Annotated in this window: 14 protein-coding genes; 6 read left to right on the top strand and 8 right to left on the bottom strand. The window is 39.3% G+C overall.

Annotated features, from left to right (window positions below; all coding sequences use genetic code 11):
* Positions 1-131 precede the first annotated feature (131 nt).
* Positions 132-1,322, bottom strand: coding sequence for an MFS transporter (locus FY048_RS12365; RefSeq protein WP_446091330.1), 1,191 nt, complete (start codon positions 1,320-1,322; stop codon positions 132-134).
* Positions 1,323-1,425: 103 nt separating this feature from the next.
* On the opposite strand from FY048_RS12365, the gene FY048_RS12360 reads away from it, so the two are divergent.
* The 5 genes from FY048_RS12360 to FY048_RS12340 all read left to right on the top strand — a co-directional run bounded on the left by FY048_RS12360 (position 1,426) and on the right by FY048_RS12340 (position 7,364).
* Positions 1,426-2,337, top strand: coding sequence for a LysR family transcriptional regulator (locus tag FY048_RS12360; RefSeq protein ID WP_446091329.1), 912 nt, complete (start codon positions 1,426-1,428; stop codon positions 2,335-2,337).
* A 272-nt stretch (positions 2,338-2,609) separates the two neighbouring features.
* Positions 2,610-5,249: a DNA mismatch repair protein MutS gene (mutS, locus tag FY048_RS12355; protein WP_045435827.1), complete on the top strand. Its 2,640-nt coding sequence runs from the start codon at positions 2,610-2,612 to the stop codon at positions 5,247-5,249.
* Between the two features lie 61 nt (positions 5,250-5,310).
* Positions 5,311-5,841 (top strand): GNAT family N-acetyltransferase, encoded by a 531-nt coding sequence (locus tag FY048_RS12350; protein ID WP_446091328.1) that lies wholly within the window; start codon positions 5,311-5,313, stop codon positions 5,839-5,841.
* A gap of 345 nt (positions 5,842-6,186) precedes the next feature.
* Complete coding sequence (gene fdxA / locus FY048_RS12345; RefSeq protein WP_003650851.1) at positions 6,187-6,510, top strand: ferredoxin FdxA; 324 nt, start codon at positions 6,187-6,189, stop codon at positions 6,508-6,510.
* Positions 6,511-6,641: 131 nt separating this feature from the next.
* Entirely contained in the window at positions 6,642-7,364 is a 723-nt protein-coding gene (locus FY048_RS12340) for a D-Ala-D-Ala carboxypeptidase family metallohydrolase (protein ID WP_198078827.1), read from the top strand.
* A 45-nt stretch (positions 7,365-7,409) separates the two neighbouring features.
* Here FY048_RS12340 and FY048_RS12335 read toward each other — a convergent pair whose 3' ends face one another.
* On the bottom strand, positions 7,410-7,850 hold the full coding sequence (locus tag FY048_RS12335) for a GNAT family N-acetyltransferase (protein ID WP_446091327.1): 441 nt from the start codon (positions 7,848-7,850) through the stop codon (positions 7,410-7,412).
* A gap of 211 nt (positions 7,851-8,061) precedes the next feature.
* Here FY048_RS12335 and FY048_RS12330 point away from each other — a divergent pair, with 211 nt between their 5' ends.
* On the top strand, positions 8,062-8,730 hold the full coding sequence (locus tag FY048_RS12330; protein ID WP_016138695.1) for an O-methyltransferase: 669 nt from the start codon (positions 8,062-8,064) through the stop codon (positions 8,728-8,730).
* Positions 8,731-8,846: 116 nt separating this feature from the next.
* Here FY048_RS12330 and FY048_RS12325 read toward each other — a convergent pair whose 3' ends face one another.
* From FY048_RS12325 to FY048_RS12300, 6 genes are all read right to left on the bottom strand, one after another.
* Entirely contained in the window at positions 8,847-9,689 is an 843-nt protein-coding gene (locus FY048_RS12325; protein ID WP_045435836.1) for a universal stress protein, read from the bottom strand.
* 155 nt (positions 9,690-9,844) lie between these two features.
* Positions 9,845-10,456 (bottom strand): DapH/DapD/GlmU-related protein, encoded by a 612-nt coding sequence (locus tag FY048_RS12320; RefSeq protein ID WP_446091326.1) that lies wholly within the window; start codon positions 10,454-10,456, stop codon positions 9,845-9,847.
* Positions 10,449-11,048: an IMPACT family protein gene (locus FY048_RS12315; protein ID WP_045435841.1), complete on the bottom strand. Its 600-nt coding sequence runs from the start codon at positions 11,046-11,048 to the stop codon at positions 10,449-10,451. The genes FY048_RS12320 and FY048_RS12315 overlap by 8 nt, the downstream gene beginning before the upstream one ends.
* 93 nt (positions 11,049-11,141) lie before the next feature.
* Positions 11,142-12,338 (bottom strand): HlyD family efflux transporter periplasmic adaptor subunit, encoded by a 1,197-nt coding sequence (locus tag FY048_RS12310; protein WP_446091325.1) that lies wholly within the window; start codon positions 12,336-12,338, stop codon positions 11,142-11,144.
* A complete protein-coding gene (locus tag FY048_RS12305) occupies positions 12,335-14,473 on the bottom strand; it encodes a type I secretion system permease/ATPase (protein ID WP_016138700.1) in 2,139 nt (712 codons plus the stop codon). The genes FY048_RS12310 and FY048_RS12305 overlap by 4 nt, the downstream gene beginning before the upstream one ends.
* Positions 14,470-15,936: a TolC family outer membrane protein gene (locus FY048_RS12300; RefSeq protein ID WP_446091324.1), complete on the bottom strand. Its 1,467-nt coding sequence runs from the start codon at positions 15,934-15,936 to the stop codon at positions 14,470-14,472. The genes FY048_RS12305 and FY048_RS12300 overlap by 4 nt, the downstream gene beginning before the upstream one ends.
* Between the last annotated feature and the right edge of the window lie 234 nt (positions 15,937-16,170).

The raw sequence follows: 16,170 nt of genomic DNA, 5'->3' as shown, positions 1-16,170 counted from the left end.
GTTTTTTATCTTACATAGGCGTTAAACTTACACCACAAGAAATAATGTAGTCTTCAAGCTAGTGATAAATCAAAGGCCGAAATCTTTTTAGTCGTCACCCTTTTAATGGATCAAAAATAACAACTTTAGAATTATGTTAGATGCAAACGTTTAGCCAGTTTCTTTTGCAGAATAATAATGAGAATTGGAAATCCTGCTGCTAAAATTACACATATCATCAGTAACTTGTTTACATTTTGTGGTGTCATACCATGATCAGGTAATAAAAAAGCAGACAGGAAAAATGCGATGGTTGTAACCAGATACATGATTGAGGTCTGTAATGAAGAAAACCCAGCTCTTTGCCTATCATCAGGAAACTGAATCGTAACCACCGAAGATGACACCAAACGACTGTAAGATGCGCCGAGAAATAAAGTAATAAATAACGTCGCATGCTGATAGCCTAAAATTGGTATCAACAAACTCAATATAAAAACGATGGTTGAAGCTGTCGCCAGCATCAAAGCAGAAAAACGAGAGGTTAATGCCCCTGTAATTTTTGTAGACAGATAACCTATCATGCCCCCGCTGAAGAAGAGCCAAGGCAATAGGTCTTGCGAAGCGCCCAACTGCTGTATCATTAATGGTGCCAAAATAGGAATAACCAGCATAGGACTAAACTGAACAAGCGCATTACTGGAAGCGAACAGTAAAGTATCCATATCGAGAGGCAGCGCACGGGGTGTGTCTAAAGAGACTAGGTCTTGGGGTATGAGGGATACAATCAATGGCAGTGCCAATACACACAAGGTACTTATGAGCCACAAAGCCACATGCCAGCCATAATGTGTGCACAAAAATAATATCGTGGGCATTCCGACAATACTTACCATCGAAAATGACGCAATCACCGTCGCCAACATTTTCCCCCGTAAGTTAGGTGGTGCGTTGTTTATCAATATACTTATACCTACACCCATGGTCGTACCGCCAACTAATCCTGCGCAGAATCGTAGTGCGAGCAGAAGACTAAAACTGGATGTGCATGTAGTCAAAAGTGTCAGTAAACCTAACAGCACCATATTAGCGATTAAAAATTTTTTCTTATTGAAATGACCAATCCAGTAAAAGGCAATAACTCCCGAAAGAACAGCACCAAGTGTGTACATGCCTGACACATAGCCTGAGAATGATACAGGCACTGCAAAATCTATTGCCATAAAAACAAATACAGGGTTGAACACCATATATTCCAGTGCATTCGTGAACTGGACAAAAGTAATTACAATGGCTATCCGCATGAGAGCTTTATGATTAAATGTCTGCATGACTGGGGGCATAGCAAGCAACCTATGGATGAAAGATATCCGAGTTTAACTGCTATCAATGGTTTTTATTATATGGTAGAAATGGCACTTATTATTATCAAATATAGGATAATTGATGCGTCCGACTCTGGATTTTAATGCCCTGAAAGTGTTCATTGCGGTGGTTGAAAGAGAAAGTTTTGTTGGGGCATCGAAAATCCTTGAAATGCCGACATCAAACGTTAGCCGCTGTATTTCTCAATTAGAAGAAAAATTGGATCTTCAGCTCATTGAGCGTAGCACCCGACATATGAAACTCACTCAGGCGGGGCAGCTACTCTACACTCGAGCAAAGCCATTACTGGAAGCACTTGAGCAAACTGAGACAGAATTAACGTTGCGGCAAATACAACTCAAAGGCCCATTGCGAATCTGTATTCCCAATGAAATAGGCCCTGCATTGCTGGGTTCTGTTATTGCCGATTTCGCCTGTCAGTACCCAGATCTAGAGATCAGCTGTGTCACAAATTTATCAGGATTTGAATCTCTGCGAGAAGATCTGGATTTAGCTATCATTATTACCCGTGGTCAGATGGATAACAGTGACTACATCGCCCGTCATTTGGTGACTATCCCTTGCACCATTGTTGCAGCCCCATCCCTCATTCAACGTTACGGCACCCCGACTCATATCCAGCAGTTTGAAGAATTGCCTTGTATTACAACAGTAAGTGCACTCAAAGGGGCCCCATGGCAATTTGTCAATAAAAAGGGAGAATTCGAGACCATCAAGGTTAAAGGGCATTATCGGGTAAATAGCGGAGAGATGGCCGGACAAGCTGCGATATCAGGTGTCGGTTTTGCAATTCTATCCAAACAAGCCTGCCAACCCTACATTAGCGATGGACGTTTAATCGAGATTGAGTTTGAACAATCGGCTGCCCCATTGCAATTGTTCGCACTTTATTCAAATCGCCGTTATTTACCCGCTAAAACAAGAGCGATTATTGATTTTATGCAGCAGAAATTGAGTGATAGTCCGAGCTGATAAGGTTACTTTCTTTTTGCTGTTTATTTCTTCGCTCATTTGAGGAATCCTTTTTGTCAATTAGCCTCAATTTGTTAAGATAATAACCGTGAAAAATTAAGTTAAGTTCTCACACACTGTTAACTCAATATTGACACTAAAAAAGGTACACTAAAAGGTATACTGTTTTATTAGACTAAGTCAGATTTACACAGAAGTTGTTAGAATTGGTTGGACAACCAAACTTTCAAAGTTAACTTATTTATTATTGATTTTTTAAGGGTTTAATACGCATGAATAGCGCTGAAATCATGGCTGACTTATCTTCTCATACACCTATGATGCAGCAATATCTCAAAGTCAAAACGGACTATCAACATGCGTTGCTGTTTTACCGTATGGGTGACTTTTATGAACTCTTCTTTGAGGATGCTCATTTAGCAGCCAAACTTTTAGGTATCACCTTAACCCATCGTGGCAAAGCCAGTGGGCGACCTATTCCAATGGCGGGTGTTCCCTATCACGCGGCAGAAGGTTATCTTGCACGTCTTGTCAAAGCTGGGCGCACTGTAGCCATTTGCGAACAAGTTGGAGAAGTGACAGGTAAAGGTCCGGTTGATCGTAAAGTTGTTCGTATTCTTACTCCGGGTACGTTAACTGATGATGCATTACTCAGCAGTTATCAATCATCCAATCTAGTTTCATTATGCATCCATCAAAACCAGATTGGTTTTGCTTTACTCGACTTAAGTGCAGGCATTTTTAAAGTTCAACAACAAGATTACAAGCCAGAACAATTGCCTATCGAACTTGCGCGTTTAATGCCAAGTGAGATCTTAATTGATGAAGACTTGGTCGACACGAATATTATCGAACAAATTAAAAAGCACTTAGATTGTCCCGTTACCAAACGCCCGAATGTAGACTTCAATCAAAATAATGCACAAAAAACCTTATGTGACCAGTTTACGGTATCAACGCTTTCAGGTTTTGGTTTAGATCCATTACCTTTAGCCAAAGCTGCTGCCGCTGCACTCATTCACTATGCAAAAGAAACTCAAAAAACTGCATTACCGCATATTCGTTCAATTCAACTTGAACAAAGCACAGACTTTATTGCGCTTGACCCAATCACACGTCGTAACTTAGAAATTATTGAACCATTATTTGAACATGGAACATCATTATTCCAACTGGTAAATGATTGCCAAACTGCAATGGGCGGACGCTTATTAAGCCGTACACTGATGCAACCTGTTCGTGATACCGCATTACTCGATGCTCGTTTAGATGCCATTGAGCAATTAATTCAGGGATATCACGAAAGCCCAGTTCGTTTAGTGCTTAAAGAAATTGGTGATATTGAGCGTGTGCTTAGTCGTGTTGCACTGGGCAGTGCGCGACCACGTGATTTAGTACAGCTTCGTCATGCATGTGCACAAATTCCAGCTTTAAGAACGGCTTTAACTCCAGTCATTCAAGCGAAAAAATCCAAACTATTAGTTCAACTTGATCAAGAACTTGGTGATTTTAAAGCGCTTCATCAACATTTGATGGCAGCCATTGTTGAAAACCCACCTGTATTACTTCGTGATGGCAATGTAATTGCAGAAGGCTACGATGCTGATCTCGATGAATTACGCCAAATTCGCGATCATGCAGGTCAATTCCTCATTGATTTAGAAATTAAAGAGCGTGAACGTACTGGCATTAATACCCTTAAAATCGGTTATAACCGTGTAAGTGGTTACTACATCGAACTCACTCGTGCTCAAGCAGAGCAAGCTCCAGCTGATTATATTCGTCGCCAGACTTTAAAAAATGCTGAACGCTACATTACGCCTGAGCTAAAAAGTTTTGAAGATAAAGTTCTGTCGAGCGAGTCGCGTGCATTAGCACGTGAAAAAGCATTATTTGAAGCTTTACTTGAAAACCTTCGCGAAAATATTGCTCATCTCCAAATGATGAGTTCAGCAATTGCTCAAATTGATGTGGTTGCTAACTTTGCTCATCAAGCACGCTTAAACAATTGGGCACGTCCTGAATTTACCCCAGAAACGGGCATTAAAATTCAGGCAGGCCGTCACCCTGTAGTTGAAGCATTAAATAAAGCACCATTTACACCAAATGATACTTTTCTTGATAGTCAACATCGCATGGCAATCATTACTGGCCCAAACATGGGCGGTAAATCAACATTCATGCGTCAAACGGCATTAATTAGTTTATTGGCTTACTGCGGCAGTTATATTCCAGCCAAAGCAGCCAAACTCGGTCCAATCGATCGTATTTTCACTCGTATTGGTTCAGCCGACGATTTATCTACAGGCAAATCGACCTTTATGGTTGAAATGACAGAAACCTCTCAAATTCTGCATCATGCGACGAATCAATCGCTTGTTTTGATGGATGAAGTTGGCCGCGGAACCAGTACCTATGATGGCTTGTCTTTAGCATGGGCATGCGTGGTTGATTTAACGAAGCGCGTAAAATGTTTATGCCTTTTTGCCACCCATTATTTCGAGTTGACTGAACTTGGTGGTGAAGCAGGAATTGATAACTACCATGTCACGGCGCAAGAGCTTAACGGTAACCTGATTTTATTACATAAGGTTCAACAAGGTCCTGCAAGTCAAAGTCATGGTTTACAGGTTGCAAAATTAGCGGGTATTCCTGCCAATGTAATTAAAGAAGCTCAAAAACGTTTACGTATTTTAGAGAAACAGCAGCAGCAACATCTACAAACGAGCTTTCAAAATGATTTGTTTGCGCCACCAGATGCGAACGCTGGTTCACAAGTCATAGAGAAAGTTGTCGAAATAGAGGTTTCATCCCCTGCTCTAGATTTACTTAAGCAAATTGAAGTCGATAACTTATCGCCTCGTCAGGCGCTTGAGCAGCTCTACGAGTTAAAAGCTGCACTAAAATCCTAATAAATCACGTCTGAATAAGCAGGCTCAGGTCTGCTTATTCATCTCGGAGAATAATATTTATATGATTTTAAGATCTTTACAAAGTTCAGAAATCGATCTTATTTGGCAGCAGATTAGCCGTCGTGAATTAATTACTCAAATGTATATTCAACATCAACAACACTTAGAATTGGTTGATTGTTTTTTTGATGTCCAACATTGGGACTCATATCATTTAGAAAATTACCCACCTAAACTAAAACAACTCTATGAACAAGGTTCAATATTTATCGGTGCATTTGATGCCGCAGAAAAACTTGTTGGCTTGAGTGTGGTGTCAAATCAAATTATAGCTGACTACTCTAACGCTAAATTACTACACTATTTCTATGTCGATGCAGACCATCAAGGTAAAGGCATTGGTGCTAAACTTATGCAAGATGCAAAAGAGTCCGCTAAACAACTCGGTGCAAATCAACTGTATATTTCAGCAACCCCCAGTCGACGCACTGTAGATTTCTATATGAAGCACGGTGCACAACCTTTAAATGCTCCAGATCAACAACTTTGGCAATTAGAACCTGAAGATATTCATTTGCTCTGTACCCTTTAGTTCTACAGATTTAAGTGATTTTCAACAAAAAAAGCAGAAAATCAAAAATTTGTAAAAGAAAAATGAGAAATTAAGGCATTTAATAAAATAGATGCCTTGACTTAAATGACATCTGGATATTCAAAGGAAATATTTTTTAAGTAATTGTTTTATAAAACATATTATAATTTTGATTTTATAAACTAACACATCTTAAGGATGGAAGATCCGTTTGATTATCAACGTATTAACTTATCTTCATATGCATGAATAAAGAATATCAATAAAAGCAATTGTTTGTTTACCCCTTTTTTGCCTAAAATAAGCTATTCGAAATGAAACCATATTTTTTAGGTAGCTGTCGCCATGACCTTTGTTGTCACTGAAAATTGTATTAAATGTAAATACCAAGATTGCGTAGAAGTTTGTCCTGTAGACTGTTTTTACGAAGGTCCGAATTTCCTAGTGATCAATCCGGATGAATGTATTGACTGTGCATTATGTGAACCAGAGTGCCCGGCAAATGCAATTTTCTCTGAAGATGAGTTACCAGAAGGTCAAGAAGTGTTTATTGAGCTCAATGCCGACCTTTCTCAAAAATGGCCTAACATTACTCAAATTGGTGATCAACCGGCTGACCGTGAAGAATGGAACGGCAAACCTGATAAATTACAATATCTTGAAAAGTAATTTTGAAAAAGATCAGCAACCGCTGATCTTTTTTTATACCCTATTCAAACATTTCATTGCAAATTCCTCGTAATTTGTGCACTGTTTTGCATTAAAATAGCCGCAATATTTATAAGTGCTTAATTTTTCTTATGCGGAAGTTTTTGCAGAGTATGGTGCCCTTATGCATAATCCCAGCGGTTATGGTAGGTTGTGTCAGCTCTCCCCAACACACAACAACAGGCAAAACCTCTCCAAGTGGTAAACGAATCTTTATTCCACAAGAGCGTGTTATTATCGAGCGCCCGATTCCCCCTAAAGTTGAGCCTACATCTTATCGAGGTTGGTTAAGTTCTGGTGAAAATTACGAACGTGTTCGTGAATACGAAAAATTCTTAACCCGAAATAATGTCGCGGGCATTGTACCAAGTTTTGAGTTATTACGTTCAGCACGCGATTGGCAAAAATGTGGGCGCTCAGAATATGCTGTGCCTAATCGCGAACTTTGGGGAAATTCTTTATCGACCCTACGCGTATTTAAATATTTAGTTGCATCAAAAGTTTTAACCGACTTTGAGGTAACCTCAGTTTACCGAGATTTACCTTTAAATGAATGTGCTGGTGGCGCGAGTTCTTCTAAACATTTATTTAACTCTGCAATTGATTTCCGTATTGGTCCTGAGTTTCCACAAGCTCAAGATTACGCATTTATTGAAAATACCAAATTTAAACTCTGTCAATTCTGGGCTCAGCATGGCCAAAGCTTAAATATGGGTATTGGTTTATATAGCTCCGGACAAATTCATATTGATACTCAAGGCTATCGTACTTGGGGACCTGATTTAACTCGAAGCAGTTCGATGTGTAATTTTTAAATTAAAAAACTCCTTTCAATCGAAAGGAGTTTTCACTTAAACCCATTACAAACGTTTGGCTAAAGAGATGAGTTTTGAGCGGTTTTTAAAGCCATGCTTTTTATAAAAATCTTCGGAAATAGATGCTCTTAACGTGTGCAGAACAATGGTTTCTATATTATTTTCTCTACACTTTCCTTCTATATACTTTAAAAGCTTAGAACCAACTCCTTTTCCCTGATATTGGGGATGAATAAAAAAATCATCTAGATAATAACGAAGCCCTTGTATAGTTGGGTGAATATGCCCCATTCCTACACCAATTAATTGGTTTCCCCATTTTGCACAAAAGCCAAAAGAAGATGAATATTGAAAATATCTCTCAAAATATTTTCTAATTGGCTCTAAATCATCAAACTGCTCATTCCATGGCTCATTACTAAAAGCTGAACAATAAACCTCCATACCCTCTTCAAAATCTACACTTGTGAAAGCACCAAACCTCATATCCATCTCATTTATACATTTCTAACTAAACAGTGATAAAAAATAAGCAAGAAATGAGCCTTTTCATATTTATTTTTTAATTTGGGTTACTGGCTTAGAAACAGTAATTTGCTCATTTCCCAATCAACCAAAATTTCTTCAATCGAAGATTTTTGCACTCTAGGCATAAACGTTTAAAATACCCCCTAACAACATATAGGTAAATTTGATTATGCAGCAGATGTGGACAGACATTGACGAATATATCGATTCACATTTAATTCCCGAAGACCCGCGACTCGAATATGCATTAAAAAATACCGACGAACACGGCTTTTCAAATCATCTTGCAGTGGCTCCTAACCAAGGTATGTTCTTGCAAATGCTTATTCAAATGAATAAATGCAAACGAGTTTTAGAAATCGGAACCTTTGCTGCATACAGTACCATCTGGTTAGGCCGTGCGTTACCTGAAGATGGTTATTTACTCACAATTGAAGGCCGAGATACTCATGCAGAAATGGCTCAAAAAAATATCGACCATGCTAATCTTCCTGTAAAAGTTGAGCTTAAAGCTGGCCGTGCCGCAGATATCCTTTCCGCGATTGATCCTCAATCTATGGAGCCTTTTGATTTTATTTTCATTGATGCAGATAAACAGGGTTATCCGGAATATTTAGAATTGAGCCTGAAATTCTCTAGATCGGGTACGATTATTGTGCTTGATAATGTAATTCGCGCAGGTGATATTTTAAACCCAGATAATAAAAAACCAAGTATTGAAGGCATCCGTGAAATGTTTAAAGCCCTCGAAAATCACCCACAAATATTGTCTTGCACAGCATTGCAAACGGTTGGTTCAAAAGGTCATGATGGCTTCGCAATTGCAATTGTGAAATAACGGTTAAAAAATCGTCTTTTTTATTTTTTTATTTATAATCAATAAATTACTTTTATTACTGTTGCTTTTCCATATAGTTATCCACAAGTTTTGCGGATAACTATATGGAAATCTTATTATTTAGCCACAAGCAATGGCACAGTCGCGTTTCGGAATATGGTTGTGGCAATACTTCCCAAGAAGAATTGATGGATCTTGCTATGACTAAATGCCCCAAGCACAATAATTTGAATACCATGTTCTTGTTGGTACTCTAAAATATTTTGTGCAACATCACCATAGCGATATACGGTCACAACATCAATGCCCGCTTGTTTAAGATAATGCTCAGGTTCATTGAGTACTTCTGGATGATCGCCAACATAAACCAAATGACATTGCAGTGTTCGCAATAAATCACTTTGAGCAATGCGGCGCATCATTTTTTGACAAGTTGGTGAATATTCATAGGCGAAAATAAATCGTGTCGGTATTTTAAAGTTTTCACCAATAGTCAAAACAGTACAGTTGGCTCCACGAATAAAGTTTTCAACATTACTACCAATTGGTTTCTGTTTTTCGGCAGCTCTTTCCCCGACTCGACCTAAAATTACGATGTCATTTTCATGCAAGAGATTAAAACTTTGCTCTAAAAAATCACCCTTTTCTTGAATTTTTGAACACGTAATATCGTGTTTTTCTTTAATAAGATCAGAAATATGACGAAGTAAATTATTGCTATAGTCTAAAGCGAGTTCACTTTGTTTTTGTTCCAGCTCAGCTAACTCTTTTAGCAGCATTGCATTGCTTTCAAAGCCAATTACTCCACTAATTTCACCAAGATGATAACTTGCAGGGTAATAGTCTAGAATTTGTAATAATACAAGTTCTCGTCCAGTTGCTTTAGCAACCCATGCTGCTGCATCGGCAATAGCATTAATACACGGTGATGAGTCAATACACGCAATAACACGGTTCATGTCAGCCTCTCTTCTTCAGGTCTTTTGCCTTGGAGATTATTCTTAAAACTTAGCTTTAACTTAACATAGATAAAAATTCGTATGTTAAGGTTTATGTATAAAAATCAACTTTTTTGTTTAAAGATCAAACATCTTATTACATTCTTAAGACTGAATTATTCCCTTAAACGAAGAAATTTTGCGGGGTTGCCACCTACAATATGGTACGGTTCCACATCTTTGGTCACCATACTATTCATGCCGACCACAGCATGCTTACCTATTTTAATACCATCTTTAATACCCACATGTGCACCTAACCAAACGTCCTGCTCAATTTCAATTCCTTTGGAGGTGACAGGTTGCTGGTAAAGTGGACGGTCTAACTGCATACCATGATCAAATGCATATAAGTGGCAATATGCAGCAATACGTACCTGATCATGCAACTTTATGCCAGCTCGCCCCCCATCTAAAATACAATGATGATTTATCGCGACCTCATTACCAATTTCAATGGGTCCATGCAAACTGCAATCTGCTGCAATAAAACAATTATCACCAATAATAATTTTTCGTCCTGGCTCAGCAAAAATGTGAGCTAAGGGCGAGATAAAACAGTTTTTACCAATCTCAACTGTTTCCATCTCCATCAAATAAGCCTGATATTCTTGTTGCCACTCTTCGGCCCAAACACGATTTTTAGATTTTAAAGTCCAATATAACCATGGCATATAATTTAAACGGTGCTTATGTTGTTCCCGATATTTGAGTAAGGAATCAGTCATCAGTCAATTCCTCTTCAATTTTTAACTCTTCACGACCACGCGTTACATCTCTGAGTTTTAAGGCAAGTGGCTCAATTTGATGTATTTGTAGTCTTGCTTCGATATCCACGCCCGTTGCAGTATAGGTTTCCTGATATTCAATTTGTTGTTGAGTAAGCTCATATTGAAATATGGCCCACTCATTAAAGTGGCAGGAAAAATAAATCGTTTTCTTGGCAATGAGTTCAATACGCTCAGCCAATAGCAAACATTGTCCAGCACAACCACCATATGCTCTTACAAGACCGCCTGTACCTAGCTTTATTCCACCATACCAGCGGTTAACCATCACAATAATATTCGTCAGGTCATTCCCTTCAATGGTTGCCAAGATTGGACGACCTGCTGTTCCTGAGGGTTCGCCATCATCATTAAAGCGTACGTTATGGCCAATTTTCCATGCCCAGCATTGATGAGTCGTCGAGATATCTTTGTTTTGTTCTAAAAATTCTTTAACTTGCTGTTCATTTTCTACGGGTACAGCAATAGCCTGAAATCTACTTTTTTTAATTTCTTCTTCAAACGTAATGGGTGATGCAATCGTAAAAGCCATAAATTAAATAAAGCATAATAAAAATCAAATTATAACGTGAATTTAATAGAATCAAACCCATAAAAAAAGCCCCGAGATTCGGGGCTTTTTTTATTATCTTTCTCGTAACGCTTCTTTGGCTTTATTGAATGGTTTAAGTAAGTAATCCAGTACCGTCTTTTCACCCGTACGAATATCTACAGTTGCCACCATACCCGGTGTAATACCGTATGCCTTACCTTCTTTATTATAAAGTTTGTCTGAATCGGTTCGAATATAAACACGATAATAGAATTGATCTTGTTTAACTTCATCACGAATCGTGTCTGGAGAAATAACCGTAACCTTACCTTTTAAACCACCATAAATTGAGTAGTCATAGGCGGTAATCTTAACCAGTGCTTCTTGTCCCGGACGAATAAAAGCAATGTCACGCGGCAAAATACGCGCTTCAATGAGCAGCTGTTCATCAATCGGAACAATGGTCATCAATTTACCATTTTGTGGAATAACACCACCATGGGTAGTAACCGCAATTTCTTTTACAACACCACGTACAGGTGCTTTAAACACCGCACGATCTAAACTGTCACTACGACCCAGTACAATTTGTTGCTGCGTTTCGCTATCCGTATTGGCTTTCGACAACTCTTCACGAGCCTTAACATAATACTGGTTTTGCGCATCATTCATTTTGTTTCTAAGGTCGTTTGCTTCACGACGTAAACGTAAAACTTCAACTTCACTTGCCGCACCTTTAGCAACCAACGGCTCTGTCATTGCCAGTTCTTGTTGTACCAGTTGCAAAGCCTGTTTTAAACCCGAAAGAGTTTGCTCAAGATCAGCCCGACGAGAGCGATATAGTGCTGTTTCTTCTTGTACAAGTTTTGGTTGTTTCATCACAAATTCTGGAAAAACCAATGGTGTACCATTTACTTCCGCACGCAAACGCGCTGCTGTTGCCTGAGCAGAAGTAAGTAAAGATCGTGATTCACCGACATTAGATGCAAAACGAGTTGGATCTAATTGCGCAAGAATTTCGCCCTTTTGAACAATGTCACCTTCTTGTACATTTAGCTTGGTTAAAATACCACCTTCCAAAGACTGAATGACTTGTTCTTTAGACGATGGAATCACTTTACCCGTACCGGTAGAAACTTCTTCAAGTTTAAATACCCATGCCCAGATAAAGAAAATAACTAAACCAATCCCCACAATCCAGATCACTAAGCTGGCACGTGGTAATGGTGGTTCGGTATAAGAGACATTCATTGAACGGGTGAGTTCTTGTTCTTGTTGTGGTTCGCTCATGAATTACCCCCTTGCACTTGTTTTTGTTGGGCTGTTGATTGATTAAGGACCTGATCTCTTGGACCATCCATCACGATTTTGCCATCGTTAACGACAATAATACGATCCACTAGCTCTAAAACAGCTCGGCGGTGAGTCGCAACGACTAAGGTCCGATGTGCTAGCCATCCTTTTAAATGATCAATCAGTTGTTTCTCTGCCACATCATCAATGGATGCTGTTGGTTCATCCAGCAATAAAATATTAGGTTGACGAATCAATAAACGAGCCAATAACAATGCTTGTTTCTGACCACCAGAGAAACCAACGCCACCTTCTAAAATCAGGTGATCTAGCCCTTCTTTTTTCTCTTGCACAAAAGGCAATGCACCTGTCACCACTAAAGCCCGAAGAATATCTTCATCCGTTGCAAGCGGTGCACCCAAAGTAAGGTTCTCACGAATCGTACCGTAGAAAATATGCGCATTCTGGTTGAGCAAACCCATATCACGACGCACATCAGATGGATCAATTAAAGATAGATCCAGACCATCTAAATGCACAGCACCTTGAGTTGGAACTTGCATGCCTGACAGTAGCTGAAGCAGTGTTGACTTACCTGCACCATTGCGCCCCAGAATTGCAATTTTTTCACCAGCACGAATTTTTAAATGACGGATTGCCAAACTTGGTTTCGGGTCTTCTTCGCCATATTGGAACAAGACATTTTTTAATTCGTAATCGCCATTTAAAGCAGCTTTATGTACCAGATGCGAACGGTCAGCTTGATCAATCGGACGTTGCATGAGTTCATCTAGGCTTTGTTTTGCAACTTTCGCCTGCTGTAAACGCCCTAGAACACCTGTAATTTGTGCAATTGGCCCTAACATTCGTGAAGATAAAATTGAACAGGCCACTAATGCACCTGTAGTCATTTCACCATCCATTACGGCAAAACATCCCACCAAAACTACAATCGCATAGGTCAAGCCTTGAAGCATTTGAGTCCATGCCATTAAAGTACCAACGATTTTACGTTGTCTCATCGCAATATCAGCTGAAACCTCATTCATGTGGTTCCACTGGTTTTGGAAACGCGATTCAGCACGTAATAGCTTAATGTCTTCAATGCCCTGCACTGCTTCTACAAGAATTGCATTACGGATTGAAGACTCTCTCATGCCTTCTTGTGCGAGTTGAGCTAGCTTTTTCTGCACCAGAACACCCGGCAAAATCATCAACGGAACAACCAGCAACATCACCCAGAACAACTTCCCGCCAATAATCGCAAAGATGGTGAGGAACAAGAAAAAGAATGGAAAATCAGCAATTGCACTAATGGTGGTTGAAGTCACCAGTTCACGAACACCTTCGAGCTCACGAATCTGAGAAATAAAACTACCTGTAGACTTTGAACGGTCTTTATTTTTGATTCTTAGGGCATGACCAAATACACGGTCAGAAACACGTAAGTCCGCACGTTTACCAATAATATCGGATAAATATACCCGTGATATACGTAAGGTAAATTCGAAAAGCGCTGCAATGAGTACACCGCCTGCCAATACCCATAAGGTTGGAACAGACTGTGATGGAACAACGCGGTCATAGACTTGCATTGAGAAAATAATAGTCGCCAATGCCAAAATATTGGCAATGAGTGAGGCAAACATAATATCAACGTAGCGCTTCCAGTCTCTTAGAACAATTGACCAGAACCAGCTTGCTTCATACGGTTTGATATATTCATCAATACGCGCATCGGGAATAGAACTTTCAGGACGCAGAATATAGACATTCTTAATCGTATTTTTTAAGACATCTAAGCTTAAATTTTGGGAAAGGCCGTGATCTCCACTCAACTGAATACTGACATTGCCTTGTGTATCTGCTTTATCAATAACACCGACCTGTCCGTCGTTAAACTCGACCATAACAGGTAGGCGCCACGGGTTCAGCACGTCTAAGGAAAACGGTACTTTACGTAAATTCAGTCCAACCTGACGTGTAATGAGCTGTAAAACATCATCAAGGTTTTGATTCTGATTCCAGTCAAGCTGTAAACGGATTCTTTCTTCTGAAGGCTCAATTCGATAATGTTTAGCAATCGTTAAGACCGACTGTAACCAGGGCTGGTAGTTTATTTTTGTCATCATGGTTGTACTTCGAACCCCTGAATTGAAATATTATTTAAGTCATAAGCTTGGCGGGAACGTCCTGTTGCCGAAATGTACTGAACAATACTGTTGTAGATGTCGTAACGTGCCGACTCAAGTTCTGAATTGGCACTATGAATGGCCTGTTCTGCATTCAATAAATCAACCAATGAACGTGTACCGAGTTTGTACTGCTCTTGGTAAAGTTCACGTGTACGAACTGTAGTGGCTTGGCGATTTGCTAAAACCAACATTTGACGTTGTTTATTTTCAATTTGCTCACGGCTCGTTCTTATTTGGTCGAGAACATCCATATAAACTGAATTGACTTTAGACTTTGCAGCTTCCTCTGCATAGCTTGCCATTTTTACCTGAGAAGAAACTGCTCCACCTTGATAAAACTGACTGCTTGCTTCAAGCATGACTGAACTATATAGACCGTCATCTTTATCATTGTTTGGGTTTCTGCCATTAATGGCCTGACTCAAGGAACCTTTAACCGACAAGGTTGGATAACGTGTTAAACGAGTCTGTTCCTTTTGTGCTTTCGCCACTTCAACACTGGCTTGAGCTGCAATCATTTTTGGAATGGTATTAAACTCAGGTTCGCCATATAAATCAGACTGTTTCACCAAATCATCTGAAATAATCCAACCTGTTCGCGAGACATCGGCACCCAGTAATGTTCTTAAATGTTGTTGGTACTGACGTAATAATGATTGCTGTGCAATCAAACCAGACTGAGCAGCTTGTAAATAAGACTGAGCTTGAATCGGGTCAGCCTGACTGCTAATACCAGCATTTGCACGTAAATTAGCAATTTCCTGAATTCGCTGAATACCCGCAATTTGCTGTTCGGCAATTTTATTTAATTGAAGATAGCGCTGAATGTTAACAATCGACTGCGCAACATCAAGTGCAATATCATCAATGCTGACAAGCACATTGGCCTGTTCAACCTGAACCTTGGCTTGCTCGACATCTACACCTGATTTAACTTTACCAAAATCATAGAGCATCTGAGTCGCATTTAAGGTCAACAACTGCCGACCACGCTCACCACTACTCAAGTCACCTGTAGTGATACCGCCTGAAAGCTGTGGATAATAACCAGCTTTGGCATAATCAATACCTGCGTTTTGGCCAGCTAAAGTAGAAATGGCTTGAGAAATATCAGGGTTGCGCTGGATTGCGATTTTCACCGCTTCCTGTAAAGTCATTTGCCTTGATGGCAAATTTGAATAAGATCCAGCCGATCTATCATTGAGTTGAACAGTCGGAAACTCCTTAACTCTAGATTGATCTAACTTAAAATTACTCAGCTCTTGCATCTTGGCAACTTTAAATTCATCACTACTTTTTGGGGCAAAAAGTAGTGATAAGTTGTCTTTTAAGGTGTGATATTGCTCACTTGGTTTAGCAGCATATATCACCATAGGTACATGCAATGAAGTTAAAAGCATCAACCCTTTCAGGAAAGCCGGCTTTTTACATGTCCTTGTTACTCTTCTCTGGTTATATCCAATCATGCTTGTCTTGTTGATCTTGTTTGTTATCGTTTAAAAGCTTTTACATTCTACATATTTTTTTGCATAAAGAAGCATAATTGCAGGAATAATTCACACATTATAGTTCTATTAATTGAGCAATCTAAATCATTGTTTTTAAAAACTAAATATAAAAAAACTAAAAAGAGG

It is taken from the genome of Acinetobacter sp. 1124_18A (genome assembly GCF_052824995.1).
The sequence above is the reverse complement of the archived record's forward strand: the minus strand, read 5'-3'. Positions and strand labels throughout refer to the sequence as shown.

What these genes read in the sequence shown, in the direction of transcription:
- FY048_RS12325 (WP_045435836.1), bottom strand. Translation starts at nt 9,689, where the DNA reads ATGAACCGTGTTATTGCGTGTATTGACTCATCACCGTGTATTAATGCT.
- FY048_RS12350 (WP_446091328.1), top strand. Translation starts at nt 5,311, where the DNA reads ATGATTTTAAGATCTTTACAAAGTTCAGAAATCGATCTTATTTGGCAG.
- fdxA (WP_003650851.1), top strand. Translation starts at nt 6,187, where the DNA reads ATGACCTTTGTTGTCACTGAAAATTGTATTAAATGTAAATACCAAGAT.
- FY048_RS12335 (WP_446091327.1), bottom strand. Translation starts at nt 7,850, where the DNA reads ATGAGGTTTGGTGCTTTCACAAGTGTAGATTTTGAAGAGGGTATGGAG.
- FY048_RS12320 (WP_446091326.1), bottom strand. Translation starts at nt 10,456, where the DNA reads ATGACTGATTCCTTACTCAAATATCGGGAACAACATAAGCACCGTTTA.
- FY048_RS12305 (WP_016138700.1), bottom strand. Translation starts at nt 14,473, where the DNA reads ATGATGACAAAAATAAACTACCAGCCCTGGTTACAGTCGGTCTTAACG.
- FY048_RS12315 (WP_045435841.1), bottom strand. Translation starts at nt 11,048, where the DNA reads ATGGCTTTTACGATTGCATCACCCATTACGTTTGAAGAAGAAATTAAA.
- FY048_RS12300 (WP_446091324.1), bottom strand. Translation starts at nt 15,936, where the DNA reads ATGCTTTTAACTTCATTGCATGTACCTATGGTGATATATGCTGCTAAA.
- mutS (WP_045435827.1), top strand. Translation starts at nt 2,610, where the DNA reads ATGAATAGCGCTGAAATCATGGCTGACTTATCTTCTCATACACCTATG.
- FY048_RS12365 (WP_446091330.1), bottom strand. Translation starts at nt 1,322, where the DNA reads ATGCCCCCAGTCATGCAGACATTTAATCATAAAGCTCTCATGCGGATA.
- FY048_RS12310 (WP_446091325.1), bottom strand. Translation starts at nt 12,338, where the DNA reads ATGAGCGAACCACAACAAGAACAAGAACTCACCCGTTCAATGAATGTC.
- FY048_RS12360 (WP_446091329.1), top strand. Translation starts at nt 1,426, where the DNA reads ATGCGTCCGACTCTGGATTTTAATGCCCTGAAAGTGTTCATTGCGGTG.
- FY048_RS12330 (WP_016138695.1), top strand. Translation starts at nt 8,062, where the DNA reads ATGCAGCAGATGTGGACAGACATTGACGAATATATCGATTCACATTTA.
- FY048_RS12340 (WP_198078827.1), top strand. Translation starts at nt 6,642, where the DNA reads ATGCGGAAGTTTTTGCAGAGTATGGTGCCCTTATGCATAATCCCAGCG.